The sequence below is a fragment of the Haloarcula sp. CBA1131 genome, from assembly GCF_008728975.1.
Taxonomy (GTDB): domain Archaea; phylum Halobacteriota; class Halobacteria; order Halobacteriales; family Haloarculaceae; genus Haloarcula; species Haloarcula hispanica.
Genome location: NZ_RPCY01000001.1, coordinates 311,151 through 327,362 on the forward strand (window position 1 = coordinate 311,151; position 16,212 = coordinate 327,362).

Sequence of the window (16,212 nt, forward strand, 5' to 3'; positions counted from 1 at the left end):
CTGTCGCTACTTCTCGACCGGCAACAGCGCGACGCGCTCTCGGACGGCGTCGGGAATCCCGCCCGCCGTCGCTGCGAGCTCGGTGTCCGTCACGTCGAAGAACGACCGGACGCGGTCTTCGTCGTACGCGCCAAGCGTCGGCCGGGGCGTGAGGTGGTCACGGACCTCGTCCACAGCTGCCGCGATAGCGTCATCGCCCTCATTTCCTTCGTGCGTATCTCCAGAGTCGGGGTCGACGACGGCCACGACGACGGGACAGGTCCCCTTGCTGACGCCCATCGTCAGCGCGCGGTTGATCTGGCGGCGACCGGCCGCGTACAGCAGGATCTCCACGCCGAAGTCCTCGGCGATGCCTTCGCCCCGGTCGTGGGCCCGCGTCGCAAGTTCGACGGCCAGTTCGAGGTGGGCCTGGTCCACGACGTAGCGGGCGTCGAACGCCTGTACCGTGACATCGTGGCGGTCACCGATTGCACTGAGCGTCTCCACGAACGCCCCCACGTCGTCGATATCGGCAGTGCCCTCGACGACCCGCATCAGAAATCACCCAGGCTCGACTGGTCCTCGTTCGCCGCCGCTTCGGCGTTCGTGTCGGTGTCCGCCTCGTCGTCGAGGTCGACGGACACGTCGGCTGCGGGTTCGACGCCCTCCATCGACGGGTCGCGGTGGCCGGCGTTCTCCAGCACGTTCTCGGCCGTTTTCCGGCGGCCCCGGAGCGCCGCCAGGACGACCGACTTATCGGCGTCCCGGAGCTGTGCGCGGTCGGTGATACCGGCCTGAAACAGCCGGCGGGCGCGCTTGCGGCCGACGCCGCGGACGCCGGCCAGGTCGACCAGTTCCTCCCGGACGCCGTGTTCGACGCGGATGCGGGCCTCGCTGATGGCCCGCGCAGCGTCCAGATCGACCTCGCTGGCCAGCGATTCAGCGGCCCCGAGCAGCCACTGGGCGGTTTCGACTTTCCCGCGGATGTCGCCCGGGCCGACGCCGTAGCGCTCCGTGATCGTCGCCTCGTCGACCTCCGTCGCCCAGTCTTCGAGCAGGCGGGCGGTCTTCAGCGCCGAAAGCCAGTCCTCAAAGCGGCCCTCCTCGAACTCCGAGGGGGTGGGGCCGAGCAGTTCGTCCTCCCGTTCGAACAGTTCCATCTCGTACTCCTCCCGGTCGCCCGACCGGAGATACAGTTGGTACATGTCCGGCGTCCGTGAGACGAGGTGGTACAGGCCCAGCGCGGAGATGTCATCCGGGTCCGCGTCGGCGTCGTCGCTCCCATCGGCATCCTCGGCCAGTTCGCTGGCGGTGGTGAAGCCGCTGTCTGCCGGCGGTTCAGCGGGTGCGTCAGCCGGCGACCCGCTCGCGGAGGTGCTGTCACTTGCGCCGCGCTCCCAGTCCCGGAGGCCGTCGACGATTTCGGCGGCGCTCATCGGGTCAAGGTAGAGCCGTGAGACAGTGTGGCCCAGCGAGGTAGCATCCAGCTCTCCGCCCTCGATTTCGAGGAAGTCGTTGCGCTGGAGGTACGTGAGCACGTCGTCGACGACGCGTTCCAGTTGGCCGCTGTCGTCGGTCTGGCTGGCGTACAGCGTCTGTTCGAGGAACTCCAGCAGCCCCTCCCGCGAGCGGGCGAAGCCGGAGGCGACGGTCGCGAGGATGTGGGTCCGCAGCGCCGGTTCGGCCGCGAGTTTCGACCGGACCGGCTCCGGGTCGGCCCAGACGTAGCGCTCGAACAGCTCGTCCACTTCGTCGTGGCTGGACGCGATGAGAACAGCCTCGCCGTAGGGGTCGAGTCCCGGGCGGCCTGCCCGCCCCATCATCTGATGCACTTCGAGCACCGAGAGCGGGGCCATTCCGCCGGCCGAGCCGTCGTAGCGCCGCCAGTCGCGGACGACGACGCGCCGCGAGGGCGTGTTGACGCCGGCCGCGAGCGTCGGCGTCGCGCAGACGACCTTCACTAGCCGGTCCCGGAAGGCGTCCTCGACGAGTTCGCGGTGGCCCCGGGAGAGGCCGGCGTGGTGGAACGCCGCCCCGTCCGCGACGGCGTCCGCGAGGTCGTCGCTCGTCTCCGTGTCGCTCACGTCGCGGATCTCCTCGGCGATGTCGGCCAACTGGTCCCGCTCCTCGGCGGTAAGGTGGGGCCGGACGGTGTTCGCCAGTCGGCCCGCCGCCGCCTCGGCGTTGCGCCGGGAGTTGACGAACACCAGCGTCGACCCGTCGTCTTCCAGCGTGTCGCGGACGATTGCCGCCGTCTGCTTCTCGTTGTTTTGTACCGAGAGTCGCTGCTGGCTCCCGTCTTCGAGGTGCAGCGCCTGCCCGTAGTGGACCCCCTTCTGGAGGTCGATAGGCCGCCAATCAGAGTCGACGAGCCCCGCATCGAGCCACGTCGCCAGCGCCTCGGCGTTGCCGATGGTCGCCGACAGCGCGACGGTCTGCAGGTCGGGGTTGAGCCGCCGGAGCTTCGCCAGCGTCACCTCCAGTGTCGGCCCTCGCTCCCCGTCGTCGACCAGATGGACCTCGTCGGTGACGACACAGGTGAGGTCCTCGATCCAGGGGGCGTCGTTGCGGACCAGCGAGTCAACTTTCTCGCTGGTGGCGACGACGATATCCTTGTCCGCGAGCCACCCACCTTCCGACTCGTAGTTGCCCGTCGAAACGCCGATGTCGAGGCCGTACTGTTCGAACTCCTCGAAGTCGGCCTGCTTCTCGCTGGCCAGCGCCCGAAGCGGGACGATGTACAGCGCCTTGCCGCCGCGGGCGACCGAGGAGAGCATCGCTAGCTCGGCGATGAGCGTCTTCCCGCTCGCCGTCGGAATCGACGCGACCAGGTTCTCCCCCTCGGTGACGCCGGCCTCGACAGCCTCGGCCTGGGGCGGATACAGCTCCTCGATGCCGTCGTCGCGCAGGTGGTCCGGGAGCCACTCGGGCACGCCCGGCAGGTCCGCAACGTCCATTACACCCCGCTTGGGTCCTGCCCCGATTTAAACTGTCGCACTGCAACCGCATCGACTCACTGGCGGATCGAGCACCGAGGGGGAACGCCTTTGCCCGCGAGCGGCCAACACGAGGTATGCGAGTCGAGTACGACTACGACACCTGTATCGGGATGTTCCAGTGTGTCGCCGAGTGGGACGCCTTCGAGCGCGACGAGGACGCCGGCAAGGCGGTGCTGGCGGACAGCGAGGAACGCGAGGAGGACGTGTTTGTCCGGGAGGTCCCCGACGACGCCGAACTGGACGCGAAGTTCGCGGCCCGGTCCTGTCCGGTCGACGCCATCACGATTTACGACGACGACGGCGAACAGCTCATTCCCTGATTATTCCCTCGACAGTCGCTTCGAGCACGACGGTGTCAGCGGTGTCGCCATCGGTCGATTTCGCCGCGGCTGTGTCGGCCTGACTGGGTTCGTCGCCGCGATTGCTGCGCCGGACGGTCACGTCGCCCACGAGAGCGACGCCGGCGTCGGGACGTGGGTCAACGTTCACTACCGTCAGCTCGCAGACTAGCGTCTCACCGGTGTACACCGGGCGCTGGAACTGCAGGTCCATCTGCGAGGCGAGCACTTCGAGGTCGCCGCCGATACTGGTCAACAGCGACGCGGTGAGCAGCCCCTGAACCATCCGCCGACCATCTCCGTCAGGCTCCGTGTGGCGAGGCTGGTCGTCTCCGGAGAGGGCGGCGAACTGGTCGACATCTTCGGGCTGGAACGTCCGCGTCTCGGTGAACGTCTCGCCGGCTTCGACGGAAGGCATGTGCTGGCCTGTCGGCGTTACGGGAGAAAAGTCTATGGCCTCGTCCCGAAACCCACAGGGGGCTGGACTTCCCAGGTCAGAGCGATGTCGACTGGTGGTCGCCTCCGTCGTCTTCTGACTGCGTTCCCGGCATTGCTGGCCAGTGCAGGGCTCGTCGACCGAGAGAAGGCGACTGCCGCGACAGATCTCGCCGCGCCGGTGATGGTCACCGGCGGGCTCCGGATCCTGCTGCGCCTCGCCGACTTCCTGATGGTCGGGCTGGCGCTCGGTGACGCAGCTATCGCCGGCCTCGAACTCGGCTTCCAGTACTACTTCGTCGGGTTCGGGCTCTCGCTGGCGGTCTCCTCCGGGACGATAAGCGTCGTCTCACGGCTGCAGGGAGCCGACCAGCCCGAGCGCGCGAACCTCGCTGTCAAGCAATCGCTGTGGATCGCGTTGCTCATCTCCATCCCGCTGTCGGCGCTCTGCTGGCGCTATCCGGATCTTCTGGTGGGGGTTCTCACCGACGATCCGGCGACCATCCGGTTCGGCGCGACGTATCTGGCTATCGTGATGCTGTCGCTGGCCCCGCGGTTCTGGAGCATGGTCGCCGCCCGCGCGCTGGCCGGCAGCGCCGACACGAAGACGCCGATGTACGTCCGCCTGCTCACGCTGCCGACGAACGTCGCGCTCAACGCTGTCCTCATCTTCGGCGTCGGCCCGTTCCCCGAACTCGGTATCGCCGGCGCGGCGTGGGGCACGGCCATCGCCAACACGCTCGCGGCGGTGATTTTCCTCGGGCTGTTGCTGTCCGGGCGCTACGTCGTCACGCTCCGGCCCGGCGGGACGCAGTTCAGCGCCGACCTCATGCGCGAAATCGTCCGCGTCGCGCTCCCGCTGTCCGGAATGCGACTGCTCCAGACGTTCGCCCGCTTCCCGTTCCTGTTCATCCTCGGCGTGCTGGGGACGCCGACGCTCGCGGCCTACGCCATCGGCCGCCGGGTGATGCTGCTGGCGCTGATGCCAGCATGGGGCTATGCGACCGCCGCGTCGACGCTGGTCGGGCAGTCGCTGGGGGCCGGTGACGAGCGGGAAGCGACCGCCTACGGCTGGCAGACGCTTCGCGTCGCGCTCGCCGTCCAGCTCGTCGCGGCGGTCCTGCTCGTGGTGTTTGCCCGCCCTATCGTCGCCCTGTTCGGGACGGCCTACCCCGATCTGGCGGCAGCGTTCGTCCGCGTCTTCGGCCTGCTCGTCGCCGGCTTCTCCATCTCCCGGACGATGCGGGGCAGCCTTCGTGGCGCTGGTGACACCCGCTGGCCGCTGTACGGGACGTTTCTGGGCGGCTACTGCTACCGGCTCCCGGTGGCCGCGCTCGCCCTCCCATCGTCGTTCATCGTGACAGTTCCCGTTCTCGACATCGCCGTCTCGCCGGGCCTCGGACTCGGACTACCCGCAATCTTCGCTGCGCTCGTCGGCGACTTCTACCTGAAGGCCGCGGTCAACGCGGGCCGGTTCTGGTCCGGCGGGTGGCGCGACGTCGCCAGACGGTCGGGCGTCGGTGCGATAGACGACTGACGCCGGAGGCTATCAGCCACACCGGCCCGCTGTCGACCGCGTCACTCGACCTGCGCGACGGCTTCGACCTCGACGACGGCCTCGGGCGTTGCCAGCCCGCTCACCTCGACCATCGTCGCCACGGGGCGCACGTCGCCGAAGAACTCGCTATGGGCCTCGCCGACCCGCTCCTGGTTGTCGATATCGGTGACGTACATCCGGGTCTGGACCACGTCCTCGATAGCGGTGTCGAGGTCCGCGAGCGCGTCCTCGACGAGACCGAAGGCGTGTTTCGTCTGTTCGTACGGGTCACCCGGCGCGACGACCTCGCCGTCGTCATCCGTGGCGATGGTGCCGGCGACACGGACGGTAGCACCTGCGCGTATCGCCCTCGAATAGCCGACTTGCTGTTCCCAGTCTGTGCCCGTGGAAACGCGTTCGCGGCGCATACCCGATGGACGGCTCGGACCTGGAAAATCGTTTCTCAAGTTTTAATGTCCGGCCCGAGATACTCATTGGCATGAGCAAGGCCACGAAAATCGTCCTCGGAACAATCGGCGTGTCAGCACTGCTGTCAATCGGCATCGTCATCAACCTCGTCCTGTTCTCGGCGTAGATGTTCACCGAGCGTTCACTGACCGGCGAACTGCCGGCAGTACGTGCGGCCTACGCCCCTGAGACACTCGTACTGAACTGCGACCGTGACTTCGAGACGCTGGACCCCGCAGTCGCCGAGGAACTCCTGCTGGTGACTGACAGCCTCGACCAGATTTCTTACGACGGTGCGTGGCTGCCGACCACAGCCCCGGAGGTACTACAGGAGTACATCGGCAGCGACCTGACTATCGGGATGCCGGGGGACGGCGGTGTCGCCTGGACACACCAGACAGTCCCGCCCTGCGTGTTTGTCAAGCCGCGGCTGGAGACCTCACCGGACGACTTCGTCTCGTTTCTCATCGCCGAGGCGCTCGTCGAGGTCAGTCTCGACGAACCTGAGCATTTCCTTGGCTTCTTCGGCGAGCGCTACCCGGAGTTCGTGGCCGCCACCGAGGACCACCTCGACGCCAACGCCCGGTACCAGCTCGCATCGGCGGTGTACACAGCGTATCTGGGCCTCCAGACCCGCGCGGAGTTCGCCGACTGGGCCGACGACTACCCCGAGCTGTACGCGGCATGGGAGGATGCCGGCGAGCGCCTCCAGCCCCGCCTCGAAGACCTCCCCAGCGAAATCGCCCAGGGCCAGACGGAGTTCGCCGCGGCCGCCGAACTCACCTGTAGCGGCGTCAAGCACGGACTCGACCTGCCCGCGCCGTTTGCCGCGCTCGACACCGACGCCTATCTGGAGTACGGCGCTGACTACGCCGTCCAGTGGGCCGAGACGACCTTCGAGAAAATGGAGTGACGCAGTTCCGTTTTGATGACTCGGCAGAATACAATTTAATACGCTGTACTACAGCCGTTCCAGCACCGCGTCGGCGTCGTAGTTGAGCGTCAACTCCCGCGAGCGGCCTCGTCCCTCGACGTTAGTGTAGTCGGCGTCGATGATGTCCAGCTGGTCGAGTTTGTTGATAATTTCGGAGTACCGGGTGTAACCAAGGTCCGTCTGCTCGGAGAAGGCGTCGTAGATATCGCCGGCCTGCTGGCCGTCGTGGGCGGCGATGACCTCGACGAGCGCGGTTTCCGAGTCCGACAGCTCCCGCAGCCGACGGGAGAGGTGGACGTATTTGGACTTGTCGTAGGCTTCCTCGACGTCCTCCGTTTCGACGGAGCGGGAGGCGCGCATCTCGGCGTTCATGCCGGCCCGGCGCAGGAGGTCGATACCGACCCGGAGGTCACCGCCCTGTTCCTCGGTCAGTTCGGCGACGCGGTCCAGCACCGTAGGGCCGACGACACCTTCGTTGAACCCTCGTTCGGCGCGCTCGCCCAGGATATCCGCGATTTCGGCCTGTCCGTAGGGATTGAAATACACCTCCTCCGGGCGGAACACGGACTGGACACGCGTATCGAGCGCGTCGATGACATCCAGTTCGAGGTCCGAGGAGACACAGATAACGCCGATTTTCGCGCCGGAGTGGGCTTCGTGAGCGCGCAGGAGCGAATACAGCGTGTCGCTGGCCTCGCTCTCGTAGAACAGGTAGTTCACGTCGTCTAAGGCGACGACGAGCACCTCGTCTTCCTCGACCAGCTTGTCGGTAATCTGGGAGAACAGTTTCTTGAAGGAGATGCCCGAGGACGGCGGCTCGTAGTCGAATATCTCGGCGAACAGCCGCGAGAAGACGGCATAGCGCGTCGAGTCCATCTGGCAGTTCACCCGGACGGTTTTCACGTCCGTCTGGGCGGTGAGTTCGTCGAACAGTATCTGGACGGCGGTGGTCTTCCCCGTTCCGGGCGGTCCGCGGGCGATGACGTTGAGCGGGCGCGACCCCCGGACGGCCGGCCGGAGCGCGTACTTCAACGTCTCCATCTGTGTGTCCCGGTGTTTGAACGTCTCCGGGAGCCAGTCTATTTCGAAGACGTGTTCGTCCCGAAAGACGGACTCGTCCCAGCCGAGCATCCGGTCCTCGGGGTCGTCGCTCATCACTTTCACCGAGCTTCGCGGCCCACTTAACCATTTGCCACAGCTTCACGAGCAGTGACAGGTACACGAGAGACCGTGGTCTCGCTGGCCGTCGCTACTCGAATTTCCCGAGCAAACCGCTGTAGAACCCATCGGCACCGTCGACGCCGTCGTCGGCGAGCTTCTCGACGATGAGTTCCGGCGTCGAGCGGGCGAGTTTCCCCTTGACCGGGGAGCGCTCGACGCGCAGTTCCCCGTCTTCCAGCCCCTTGGCCTCGATACCGTCGATGCTGATGTCGGTCTCGGCGGCCTCGCGGATGTCGCGTGCGAGGTGGGAGACGAAAATCGCCGTGGCCTGCCGTTCGCCGAGCGCTTCGAGGATACCGGCCATAATCTTCGCGCTGGCCCCGGGTTCGGTTATCGATTCGAGTTCGTCCACGAGAACCATCACCGGGCGGTCGTCGGTCCCGGCCGCTGGGCCGTCGGTAGCGGCACCGTCGTCTCGTCCCGGGTTGCGGTGATCGACGTCCGCGACGAGGTCCCCGAACTCCCGCAGCGTGGCCTCGAACGCGCCGGCGTCCAGCGTGCCCTGGGTCTTGGCGTGGTAGTGGAGTTCCGAAACCCGGCCGACGCGGGCAGACTCCGCCGGGACGGGCAGGCCCATGTGGGCGAGCGTCGTCACCAGCGCCACGAGGTCCAGCGTCGAGGTCTTGCCGCCGCTGTTGACCCCCGAGAGGACGGTGACGCCCTCGACAGCGTAGTCGACGGGCTCGACTGTTTCGAAGGGGACATCCAGCAGCGGCGAGCGCCCGCCCTCGATGGCGACGCCCTCGGACTCGGTCAGGTCCGGCATCGTGCAGTCGAAGTCCGCGGCGAAGCGGGCGATGGCCAGCTCCACGTCCAGTTCCAGCGTCGCGTCGACCAGCGACTCGGCTGCCTCGCGCATCTCGGCGAGGTCGTCGGCCAGCTCCCGTTTCCGGCGGGTCGCGCGCTGGTCGCGCGCGGCGGTCAGTTCCTCGCGGAGACGGGCGACGACGTCCTCGCTGTGTTCGACCGGGTAGGCCGGCTCGTCGGGGAAGGCCCGGCGCGCCGTCGCCTCCATGTCTCGGAGCGCCAGCGCGTCGACGAGGTGGTCGCGGGCTTTCTCGACGGCGGCGGCGTACTCGTCGGCCAGTTCCCGCTGGAGCAGCGAGTCGACGCCCGCGCCGCGTTCGACCAGCGACAGCAGGTCCGTCCCCTCGATGGTCACGTCCTGCTCCTCGATGGCCTCCCGGAGGTGGTCGTTGGCGACGCTTTCAGCCGTGGAGACCGCCGCGTCGAGGTCGTCGACGGCGGTGGCGAGGCGGTCGAGCTCCTCGTCGCCGCTGACGCTCCCGTCCTCGTCGAGCTGGTCGAGCGCCGACAGGAGCGTCTCCAGGTCACACGGCGAATCGAGGTCGGCGACGCGGTGGACCTCGGCAGCGGCCCGTATCCGGTCGCGGTTGCGAGCGAAGAAGGTGAGCACGCGTTCGGGCACGACGGATTCGGGCTCTTCGAGCGCGTTCGGTTCTACCCGGACATCGCCATCCACGTCAACACCGGCGAAGGCCTCGTCCAGCGCGACGACCGTCGAGTACGAGCGGGCGAGTTCGGCCAGCTGGCGGGCGTCGTCGACGACCTCGACACTGACCTCCGGAATCGCGGCCTGCGCGTCGGCGTAGCGCTCGGCGTCGCGGGTCGCCAGACAGCGGTCCCGGACCCGCACGTCGCCGGGTTCAGCCAGCGGTTCGACGGCCGACAGGGCGTCGAGAACTGCCGGGTCGGGGTCGCGGGCCATCGCCGACTCGGCGAACGCCCGGACCTCCTCGATGCGGCTGCGGACGCCGCTGGGATAGATCGTCTCCAGTCGCTTCGCGGCGTAGTCGGTCACTGTCCGCTCGGTCAGCAGGGCCAGCGCGTCCTCGTGGATTTCGCTGGCGCGTTTCGTCGCGGTGAACCCACCGGGGTCGTCGTGTTCGGCCCTGATCGCGCCGCGAGCGATGCGGGCGGCCCGACCCTCGCTGATGCCCGGTGCGTGTGCGAGCGACGCCACGTCGCCGTCCCGGAGTGCCGCCTCCGGATCGTCTAGTTCCCGGAGCGCCGCGGCTGTCTTTGCCCCGACGCCCGGAACCGATTCGAGCTCCATCTGCCCGCCCATTCGACGCCAGCGAGAAAAAACCCGTTGCCAGCGGCTCCGGCGGCGGAGTGGGTAGTCGACACCGCTTCGACTACGTCAGCTAAACACCGAACGCGAAGGCGTTTTTGCGCTCCACCGAGAAAGGAATCCCATGTCTGCTGTTTCGGAGAAGCTAGCGGCCGCCCGCGAAGACCTCGAATCGCGAGACGGCGTGCTGATCGCCTTCTCCGGTGGTGTCGATTCGAGTGTCGTCGCCGCACTGGCTCACGACGCCCTCGGCGACGACGCTATCGCCTGTACCGCCAAGTCCGAGACGCTCCCCGCTGCCGAACTGACGGACGCCACGCGCGTCGCGGAGGAGATCGGTATCCGTCACGAAATCGTGGAGTTCTCCGAACTCGACAGCGACGAGTTCATCCAGAACGACGACATGCGGTGTTACCACTGCCGGTCGATGCGCCTGGGCGCGATGTACGACCGCGCCCGCGAACTCGGCATCGACGTGGTGTGTGACGGGACGAACGCCTCCGACGTGGGCGAGGGCCACCGCCCCGGCCTGCGCGCCGTCGAAGAACTGGACGCCTACTCCCCGCTGCTGGAACACGACATCGAGAAGTCCGAAGTCCGCGAAATCGCCCGCGAGTACGACCTCTCCGTAGCCGACAAGCCCTCGATGGCGTGTCTCTCATCGCGGATTCCGACTGGGCTCGAAGTCACGGAGGAACGCCTCTCCCGCGTCGAGAAGGCCGAGCGCCTCCTGCGAACGTGGGGCTTCGAGCAGTTCCGCGTACGCGACCACGACGGCCTCGCCCGCATCGAAGTCGGCGAGGAAGAACTCGAAACCGCACTTGATCCCGACTTCGTTCGCACCGCCCGCGACCACATCGAGGACTGTGGCTTCGACCACGTAACGCTGGATCTCCACGGCTACGAGACAGGAAGTGTGAGCCCAGAAACGGAAGAATCAGCCGAAGAAGAGACCGAAGACGTGGTCAGCAACGTGTTCGACGCCGACTACCCGTCCGTCGACTGACGACGCTATCTTCTCTGACGAGTACGTCAGTCAGCCATCGTTGCTCCGCGAGACGATCAGGCACGTAGAGTGGCACTTTCATTGTGATTGGGAGTGTACGATAACACACAAGTACTGGGATGCCGTCGAGGTGAGTATCTCAGACGGCAGCAGACCGCGGCAGGTCTGGAATCGATTCGGAACCAGTTTCGGCCATCCGTGCGGCCAGCTACCCAAACACCGCAGGTATACCACGCTACCACATGGAACTCGCCCTCCTCATTGATTCGGCGCTTCTCGTACTCGGTGTCGGCTCGTTGCTCGCTATCCCGTGGGTTCTCGCACAATCGACCGAAGACGCGGAATCCGAGTACAAGTTGGAGCGTATTGCACCACTATTGATTGTTATTGCGTACGTGCTCTCGAAACTCGTTCCGGGACGGTTCGTTACGGTGACACCGGCCGTTGACAGTGCTATCGGGGCAGTAGTACTGACACTCGTTGCCCTCTATCTTCTGTTAATAAGATAATCAGAGCCACGGCGCGTCGACCATCCGCAGTCGCTGGTACTTGCAGTGGTCACCGGTGGGAGCACAGAATGATACTTCTGGTCGGGATAGCATCGAGAAACGGCGACACCACGCAGTCAGTCAAGCAGCGCCTGCCAGCCGGTCAGTTCCTCGCCGACCAGTTCCGGCTCGTCACCGTCGAGCCGAATCTCGTTGACGGCGCAGTTCAGCTGTGAGTCCTCGGCCAGCGCCGCGTCCGGGTCTATATCCGTGAGTTTCGCCAACAGGACCTTGATGACGCCGCCGTGGGTGACCACCAGCGTGGTTTCACCGGCGTCGGTCGTCGCGATTGCCCGGTCCCAGACCGACTCGACCCGTCCGCGGAAGGTCGGGATGCCCTCGCCGCCTTCCGGGGCCGCATCGAGTGAGATGACGCTCGCGTCCCGGTCGTGGCCGGGAAACTCATCGAGCAGTTCCTCCGCGTACAGGCCCTGCATGGTTCCGAAGCCGCGCTCACGCCAGTCAGTCTCGAACTCAGGGTCGGGCAGGCCACCGTAGCCGTCGTTGGCTGCGGCGGCCGTCTCGCGGGTGCGTCGGAGGTCCGACGCGAAGACGCGGTCGACGCCGTAGCGCTCATCGAGCCACGCCCCGAGCGCCGTGGCCTGCTCCTGTCCCTGGTCGGTCAGCCGACTCGGCGCCCATCCCTGGATGCGCCCGTCGCGGTTCCACGTCGTCTCGCCGTGCCGGGCGACAAGTAGGGTTCCCATCTTATTCACCCCGGTTTCGCCAGCGCGCGACGGCGATAGTCCCCTCGTACAGGAGGACGAGGCCGGCGGCGACGGCGATGGCGGCGTTTCGCGGGAGACTGAACTGGTTCACGAGGCGGAACAGCGTCGGGTCCGGGCTGCCGAGGTAGCCGACGACGATGGCGACGGCCCACACCGGCAGGCGGGCGGCCCGGAACCCGCGCCAGAGTCTGACCGAACCGTAGTAGTTCTTGTTCAGGTACGCCAGCGCCTCGAACAGGACGATCATCCCGCCGCCGACGAGCATCGGCGTGGCGTTCCCGAGGCCGACGGTCGCCAGCGTCTCGGTGACGGTGGCCGGAAGCCGCTCGTAGTAGCCCGTCGGGACCGGCGCGGGGCTGAGCAGGTAGCCGGCGATACCGAAGACCAGCCACGCGGCGGGACGGCGAGCGGCGAGGTCGTCGGCCGTCGGCACCGGCGACGTGCTGCCGGTCCACCGGAGGAGCAGCAGGGTCCCCTCGAACAGGCCGATCATCGTCACGGCGACCATGAGCGGGGCCATCCCGGTCGGGTCCGGGCTGAACAGGAACGCCACGGCGGCGAAGCCACCCCAGAAGTACAGCCGCCGGTCCTGGAGCCACTGGCGCGTCGTCACGCCCATCATCACCGCAAGCATCACGAACAGCGGGATCTGGAAGATGAGCGCGAACAGCCCGAGCATCAGGATGATGAGGTTGAACGTCTCGCTCAGGCCGAAGGCCAGGTCGGCCGCGCGGTCGGAGTAGGTGATGAAGTAGTCGAACATCGCCCGCAGCACGGCGAAGTACGCGAAGCCGACGCCGACGGCTGCGAGGACGAGGCTCGTCGGCACTGCGGCGAGGTAGTAGCGACGCTCGCGGGGGTACAGTCCCGGCCGCATGAACAGGTACGTCTGGTAGACGAACACCGGCAAGGCGGCGATGAAGCCGACTAGCGAGGACACTTTCAGCCGCGCCAGAATCAGCGCGAGCGGGTTGTACACGTTCGGACAGTCCGCCCCTTCGACGACACTGCCATCGGCATTCGTCGCGACCTGACCGCATTGGCTTGCCGGGCCATCGAGGAAGGAGTACCACAGGAAATTGATGAGTTCGTCGGAGTACGGCAGGGCGATGACGGCGACGACGGCCATCACGCCGACGACGACGAACAAGCGCATCGCCATCTCCTCAACGTGGTCGGCGAGGGGCATCTCCTCGTCGTCGGGCGCGCCCTCATCGACGATGTCCTCATCCGGGTCGTAGGTGGGCGCGTTCCCGCCGCCGTGGGTCGGTGTGGCACTGCCACCAGCCGGTGACGGCGTCGACTTGCCCCAGTCGGTCGGGACATCTGCCGGGACAACGGCGGCAATGTCCGATGCGTCCCGGTCAAACAGCCCGGCGCTGGATTCGGATTCAGTCGGCGTGGCGTGAGAGCCAACGGTATCCTCATTGCCGCCGGCCGGCGCGGGACCGGGGCTCGTTACTTCGTCCGTCTCCCGATCGGCATCGGCCTCGGCCACGGGGTCGGTGGGGATCGACGACTCGTCGGATTCGTCGTCGGACGGTAGTGGCGGCTCTTCGGACCCGCGCCGCTCGTCGTCTGCGTCACCGTCCTCCATCTGTCCCGGGCTTAGACGGTGGGTGTTGTAAACTTTCTTTTCGAGCAGTGACCGTCACCGGGATGAATAAATTGATAACGCCCACTGGGCTAGGCACAGAGAAGATGGCGAGTGCTATCGACGAGGACACCGTCCAGACGGTTCAGAGCGGGCGCGCCACGCTCGGCGCGATGCTCCGTTCGGCGCAGGTGCACCTCCAGAAGGTGTTCATCGTCTTCGTCATCGGGATGATCGGCACGATCATGGGACTGCAGTACGGCGTCTGGGACACGCTACGCGCCGATCTCCTGTACTCGCAGATGGACCTCACCACGCAGGAGGCCACGAGCATCGTCGCGGTCACGCCCTTCGACGTCATCCTCCTCCAGGTGAAAATCGGGGCCGTCATCGGGATTCTCATGTCGTTGCCGCTGTTGATCTACTTCGGCCGCGACGGACTCCGCCAGCGCGGCTGGTGGCCGGCCGAGCACATCCCGACCTGGAAGGGTGCGCTGTTCGTCACGATCAGCTTAGGTCTGTTTTTCGGCGGCGTGGCTTACGCCTACGAACTGTTCTTCCCGCTGATGTTCAACTTCCTCGCCGGGGACGCGTTCAAGGCCGGCTTCACGCCACAGTACTCCATCGTCAAGTGGTTCCAGTTCGTCTTCCTGCTGGCCGTCTCCTTCGGACTCGCCGCCCAGTTGCCCCTCGTGATGACGGTGCTCTCCTACACCGAGATCATCCCCTACGAGACGTTCCGGGACAAGTGGCGCTACGCGGTGATGGGGATTTTCGCCTTCGGGGCGCTGTTCTCGCCGCCGGACCCCTTCACCCAGATTATGTGGGCCGCGCCGCTGTGTGGCCTCTACGGTATCAGTCTCGCGCTGGCGAAGCTCGCGATGCTGGTCCGTCGCTCCGGTGATCTGGTGAGTACGTGGAACGTCGCCCGCGGGCACTGGAACACGATTCTCGGCGGTGCAGTGCTGGGCGGCGGTGTGGTGTACTACGTCTTGGCGACGCCAGCATTCCAGTACATCCAGCAGTTCGCCGAGGTGTTCCCCTCCGACCGGCTCACCGGCGACATCCAGCCGCCGGCGCTGTTCGGACTCCCCGTCGAGAGCACGGCACTGCTTCTCGCTGCCGTGTTCGGTGTCATCGGTGCTGTCGTCGTCCTCTACTACCACGTCCTGACCGCCCTCTCGGAGAAGGCCGGTCCCGGTCAGGTCGGTGACCCGACGGCTATCGACATCGACGAACTCAACGCCTCGGCCGTCGAGGTTGCTCCGCCGGAAGTGTTCGAGGAGATGACCGAGGACGAGGCGCTTGCTCACGCCGACAGCGCTCTTGCGGACGACAACAAGGAGAAAGCTCAGGCCGTCCTCGACCGCTGGGACATGGCCCACCAGGACGACCCAGAGCCGGAGGGCGAGGGCGATGGTGCCGACGGGACCGCCGAAGCGGACGAGGAAGAAGCGGGCGTGTTCACGTCGACGACCGCTGGCATGGTCGATGCCTTCACCGAGGACGAGACTACGGAAGACGAAATCGGCGGCTACTACTACGACATTCAGTTCATCCTCAGCGCGCTGGCCTCCCGGGCGTTCGTGATTCTGGGCATCTTCGGGGCAGTGCTCGCCGCCGCGTTCCTGTTCCTCTATCAGGGCGGCATCGGGTCGATACAGCGGACGTTCGTCAGCCGGCTCCCGCCGGAGATGGCCGCCGACGTGAGCATCGTCACGCTCCACCCCGTCGAGCACCTGGTGTTCATCGTCAAGTTCTCGACGATACTCGGGGCCGTCTCTGTCATCCCCGTTGTGCTGTACTTCGCGTGGCCGGCGATGCGCGAGCGCGGCCTCGTCATCGGCAACCGCAACATCCTGGGCATCTGGGGCGGGACGCTGTTCGCCGCGCTCATCGGCGGGAGCCTGCTCGGCTTCCTCTACGTGGCCCCGATGACCATCTCCTGGATCGCCTACGACCAGCTGAACTCGAACATGGTCATCGCCTACCGGGTGAGCAAGTTCGGCTGGCTCGTGTTCTTCCTCACCATCGGGATCGGCCTGCTGGCGGAGATCCCGGTGACGATGTTCCTGTTCCACAAGGGCGGGATTATCCCGTTCCACCTGATGTACGAGCGCTGGCGGGAGGTCGTCATCGCCATCGTCGCCCTCTCGGCGATTCTCTCGCCCAGCGGCATCTTCACGATGTTCATCGTCGGCATTCCGACGGCGCTTTCGTACATGCTCGGCCTCGGCATCCTCTGGGTGTACACGCTCGGCGGCCGGCGGACGACGAACCGCCGCAGCGAACCGGCTGACTGATAGCTGTTCGTAGCGGCGACACGTCGA

14 protein-coding genes are annotated in these 16,212 nt (G+C 66.4%); 6 read left to right on the top strand and 8 right to left on the bottom strand.

Features of this window, described 5'->3' with window-relative positions:
- Positions 1-6: 6 nt before the first annotated feature.
- Both cgi121 and Har1131_RS01630 read right to left on the bottom strand, forming a co-directional pair.
- Positions 7-534, bottom strand: a complete 528-nt coding sequence (gene cgi121, locus Har1131_RS01625; RefSeq protein WP_014039164.1) for a KEOPS complex subunit Cgi121 — start codon at positions 532-534, stop codon at positions 7-9.
- Positions 534-2,936, bottom strand: coding sequence for an ATP-dependent DNA helicase (locus tag Har1131_RS01630; RefSeq protein ID WP_014039163.1), 2,403 nt, complete (start codon positions 2,934-2,936; stop codon positions 534-536). The genes cgi121 and Har1131_RS01630 overlap by 1 nt, the downstream gene beginning before the upstream one ends.
- 116 nt (positions 2,937-3,052) lie before the next feature.
- Between Har1131_RS01630 and Har1131_RS01635 the strand changes: the two genes are divergently transcribed.
- Entirely contained in the window at positions 3,053-3,298 is a 246-nt protein-coding gene (locus Har1131_RS01635) for a ferredoxin (protein WP_014039162.1), read from the top strand.
- On the opposite strand, the gene Har1131_RS01640 is transcribed toward Har1131_RS01635, so the two are convergent.
- Positions 3,288-3,734, bottom strand: a complete 447-nt coding sequence (locus Har1131_RS01640; protein ID WP_014039161.1) for a MaoC/PaaZ C-terminal domain-containing protein — start codon at positions 3,732-3,734, stop codon at positions 3,288-3,290. The two genes, Har1131_RS01635 and Har1131_RS01640, sit on opposite strands and share 11 nt — an antisense overlap.
- An 84-nt stretch (positions 3,735-3,818) precedes the next feature.
- On the opposite strand from Har1131_RS01640, the gene Har1131_RS01645 reads away from it, so the two are divergent.
- Positions 3,819-5,288, top strand: a complete 1,470-nt coding sequence (locus tag Har1131_RS01645) for an MATE family efflux transporter (protein WP_050037363.1) — start codon at positions 3,819-3,821, stop codon at positions 5,286-5,288.
- Positions 5,289-5,329: 41 nt separating this feature from the next.
- Here Har1131_RS01645 and Har1131_RS01650 read toward each other — a convergent pair whose 3' ends face one another.
- On the bottom strand, positions 5,330-5,716 hold the full coding sequence (locus Har1131_RS01650) for a RidA family protein (protein ID WP_151144750.1): 387 nt from the start codon (positions 5,714-5,716) through the stop codon (positions 5,330-5,332).
- A gap of 167 nt (positions 5,717-5,883) precedes the next feature.
- On the opposite strand from Har1131_RS01650, the gene Har1131_RS01655 reads away from it, so the two are divergent.
- Entirely contained in the window at positions 5,884-6,669 is a 786-nt protein-coding gene (locus Har1131_RS01655; protein WP_151144753.1) for a hypothetical protein, read from the top strand.
- Between the two features lie 48 nt (positions 6,670-6,717).
- Here the strand turns inward: Har1131_RS01655 and Har1131_RS01660 are convergent, their stop codons facing one another.
- Positions 6,718-7,845, bottom strand: coding sequence for an ORC1-type DNA replication protein (locus tag Har1131_RS01660; protein ID WP_151144759.1), 1,128 nt, complete (start codon positions 7,843-7,845; stop codon positions 6,718-6,720).
- A 94-nt stretch (positions 7,846-7,939) separates the two neighbouring features.
- A complete protein-coding gene (locus Har1131_RS01665; protein ID WP_151144762.1) occupies positions 7,940-9,988 on the bottom strand; it encodes a helix-hairpin-helix domain-containing protein in 2,049 nt (682 codons plus the stop codon).
- 142 nt (positions 9,989-10,130) lie between these two features.
- Here Har1131_RS01665 and larE point away from each other — a divergent pair, with 142 nt between their 5' ends.
- Both larE and Har1131_RS01675 read left to right on the top strand, forming a co-directional pair.
- Entirely contained in the window at positions 10,131-11,012 is an 882-nt protein-coding gene (larE, locus tag Har1131_RS01670) for an ATP-dependent sacrificial sulfur transferase LarE (protein WP_050037360.1), read from the top strand.
- Between the two features lie 242 nt (positions 11,013-11,254).
- Positions 11,255-11,521: a hypothetical protein gene (locus Har1131_RS01675; RefSeq protein WP_050037359.1), complete on the top strand. Its 267-nt coding sequence runs from the start codon at positions 11,255-11,257 to the stop codon at positions 11,519-11,521.
- Between the two features lie 116 nt (positions 11,522-11,637).
- Here the strand turns inward: Har1131_RS01675 and Har1131_RS01680 are convergent, their stop codons facing one another.
- Positions 11,638-12,267 carry a histidine phosphatase family protein gene (locus Har1131_RS01680; RefSeq protein WP_050037358.1) on the bottom strand — a complete coding sequence of 210 codons (630 nt, stop codon included), beginning with the start codon at positions 12,265-12,267 and terminating at the stop codon, positions 11,638-11,640.
- Position 12,268: 1 nt separating this feature from the next.
- A complete protein-coding gene (locus Har1131_RS01685; protein WP_151144765.1) occupies positions 12,269-13,885 on the bottom strand; it encodes a twin-arginine translocase subunit TatC in 1,617 nt (538 codons plus the stop codon).
- Between the two features lie 104 nt (positions 13,886-13,989).
- Between Har1131_RS01685 and Har1131_RS01690 the strand changes: the two genes are divergently transcribed.
- Positions 13,990-16,185 (top strand): twin-arginine translocase subunit TatC, encoded by a 2,196-nt coding sequence (locus tag Har1131_RS01690; protein ID WP_151102757.1) that lies wholly within the window; start codon positions 13,990-13,992, stop codon positions 16,183-16,185.
- Positions 16,186-16,212 lie beyond the last annotated feature (27 nt).

Coding starts and splice junctions, on each gene's coding strand:
- cgi121 (WP_014039164.1), bottom strand. CDS start 534: ATGCGGGTCGTCGAGGGCACTGCCGATATCGACGACGTGGGGGCGTTC.
- Har1131_RS01630 (WP_014039163.1), bottom strand. CDS start 2,936: ATGGACGTTGCGGACCTGCCGGGCGTGCCCGAGTGGCTCCCGGACCAC.
- Har1131_RS01635 (WP_014039162.1), top strand. CDS start 3,053: ATGCGAGTCGAGTACGACTACGACACCTGTATCGGGATGTTCCAGTGT.
- Har1131_RS01640 (WP_014039161.1), bottom strand. CDS start 3,734: ATGCCTTCCGTCGAAGCCGGCGAGACGTTCACCGAGACGCGGACGTTC.
- Har1131_RS01645 (WP_050037363.1), top strand. CDS start 3,819: ATGTCGACTGGTGGTCGCCTCCGTCGTCTTCTGACTGCGTTCCCGGCA.
- Har1131_RS01650 (WP_151144750.1), bottom strand. CDS start 5,716: ATGCGCCGCGAACGCGTTTCCACGGGCACAGACTGGGAACAGCAAGTC.
- Har1131_RS01655 (WP_151144753.1), top strand. CDS start 5,884: ATGTTCACCGAGCGTTCACTGACCGGCGAACTGCCGGCAGTACGTGCG.
- Har1131_RS01660 (WP_151144759.1), bottom strand. CDS start 7,845: ATGAGCGACGACCCCGAGGACCGGATGCTCGGCTGGGACGAGTCCGTC.
- Har1131_RS01665 (WP_151144762.1), bottom strand. CDS start 9,988: ATGGAGCTCGAATCGGTTCCGGGCGTCGGGGCAAAGACAGCCGCGGCG.
- larE (WP_050037360.1), top strand. CDS start 10,131: ATGTCTGCTGTTTCGGAGAAGCTAGCGGCCGCCCGCGAAGACCTCGAA.
- Har1131_RS01675 (WP_050037359.1), top strand. CDS start 11,255: ATGGAACTCGCCCTCCTCATTGATTCGGCGCTTCTCGTACTCGGTGTC.
- Har1131_RS01680 (WP_050037358.1), bottom strand. CDS start 12,267: ATGGGAACCCTACTTGTCGCCCGGCACGGCGAGACGACGTGGAACCGC.
- Har1131_RS01685 (WP_151144765.1), bottom strand. CDS start 13,885: ATGGAGGACGGTGACGCAGACGACGAGCGGCGCGGGTCCGAAGAGCCG.
- Har1131_RS01690 (WP_151102757.1), top strand. CDS start 13,990: ATGGCGAGTGCTATCGACGAGGACACCGTCCAGACGGTTCAGAGCGGG.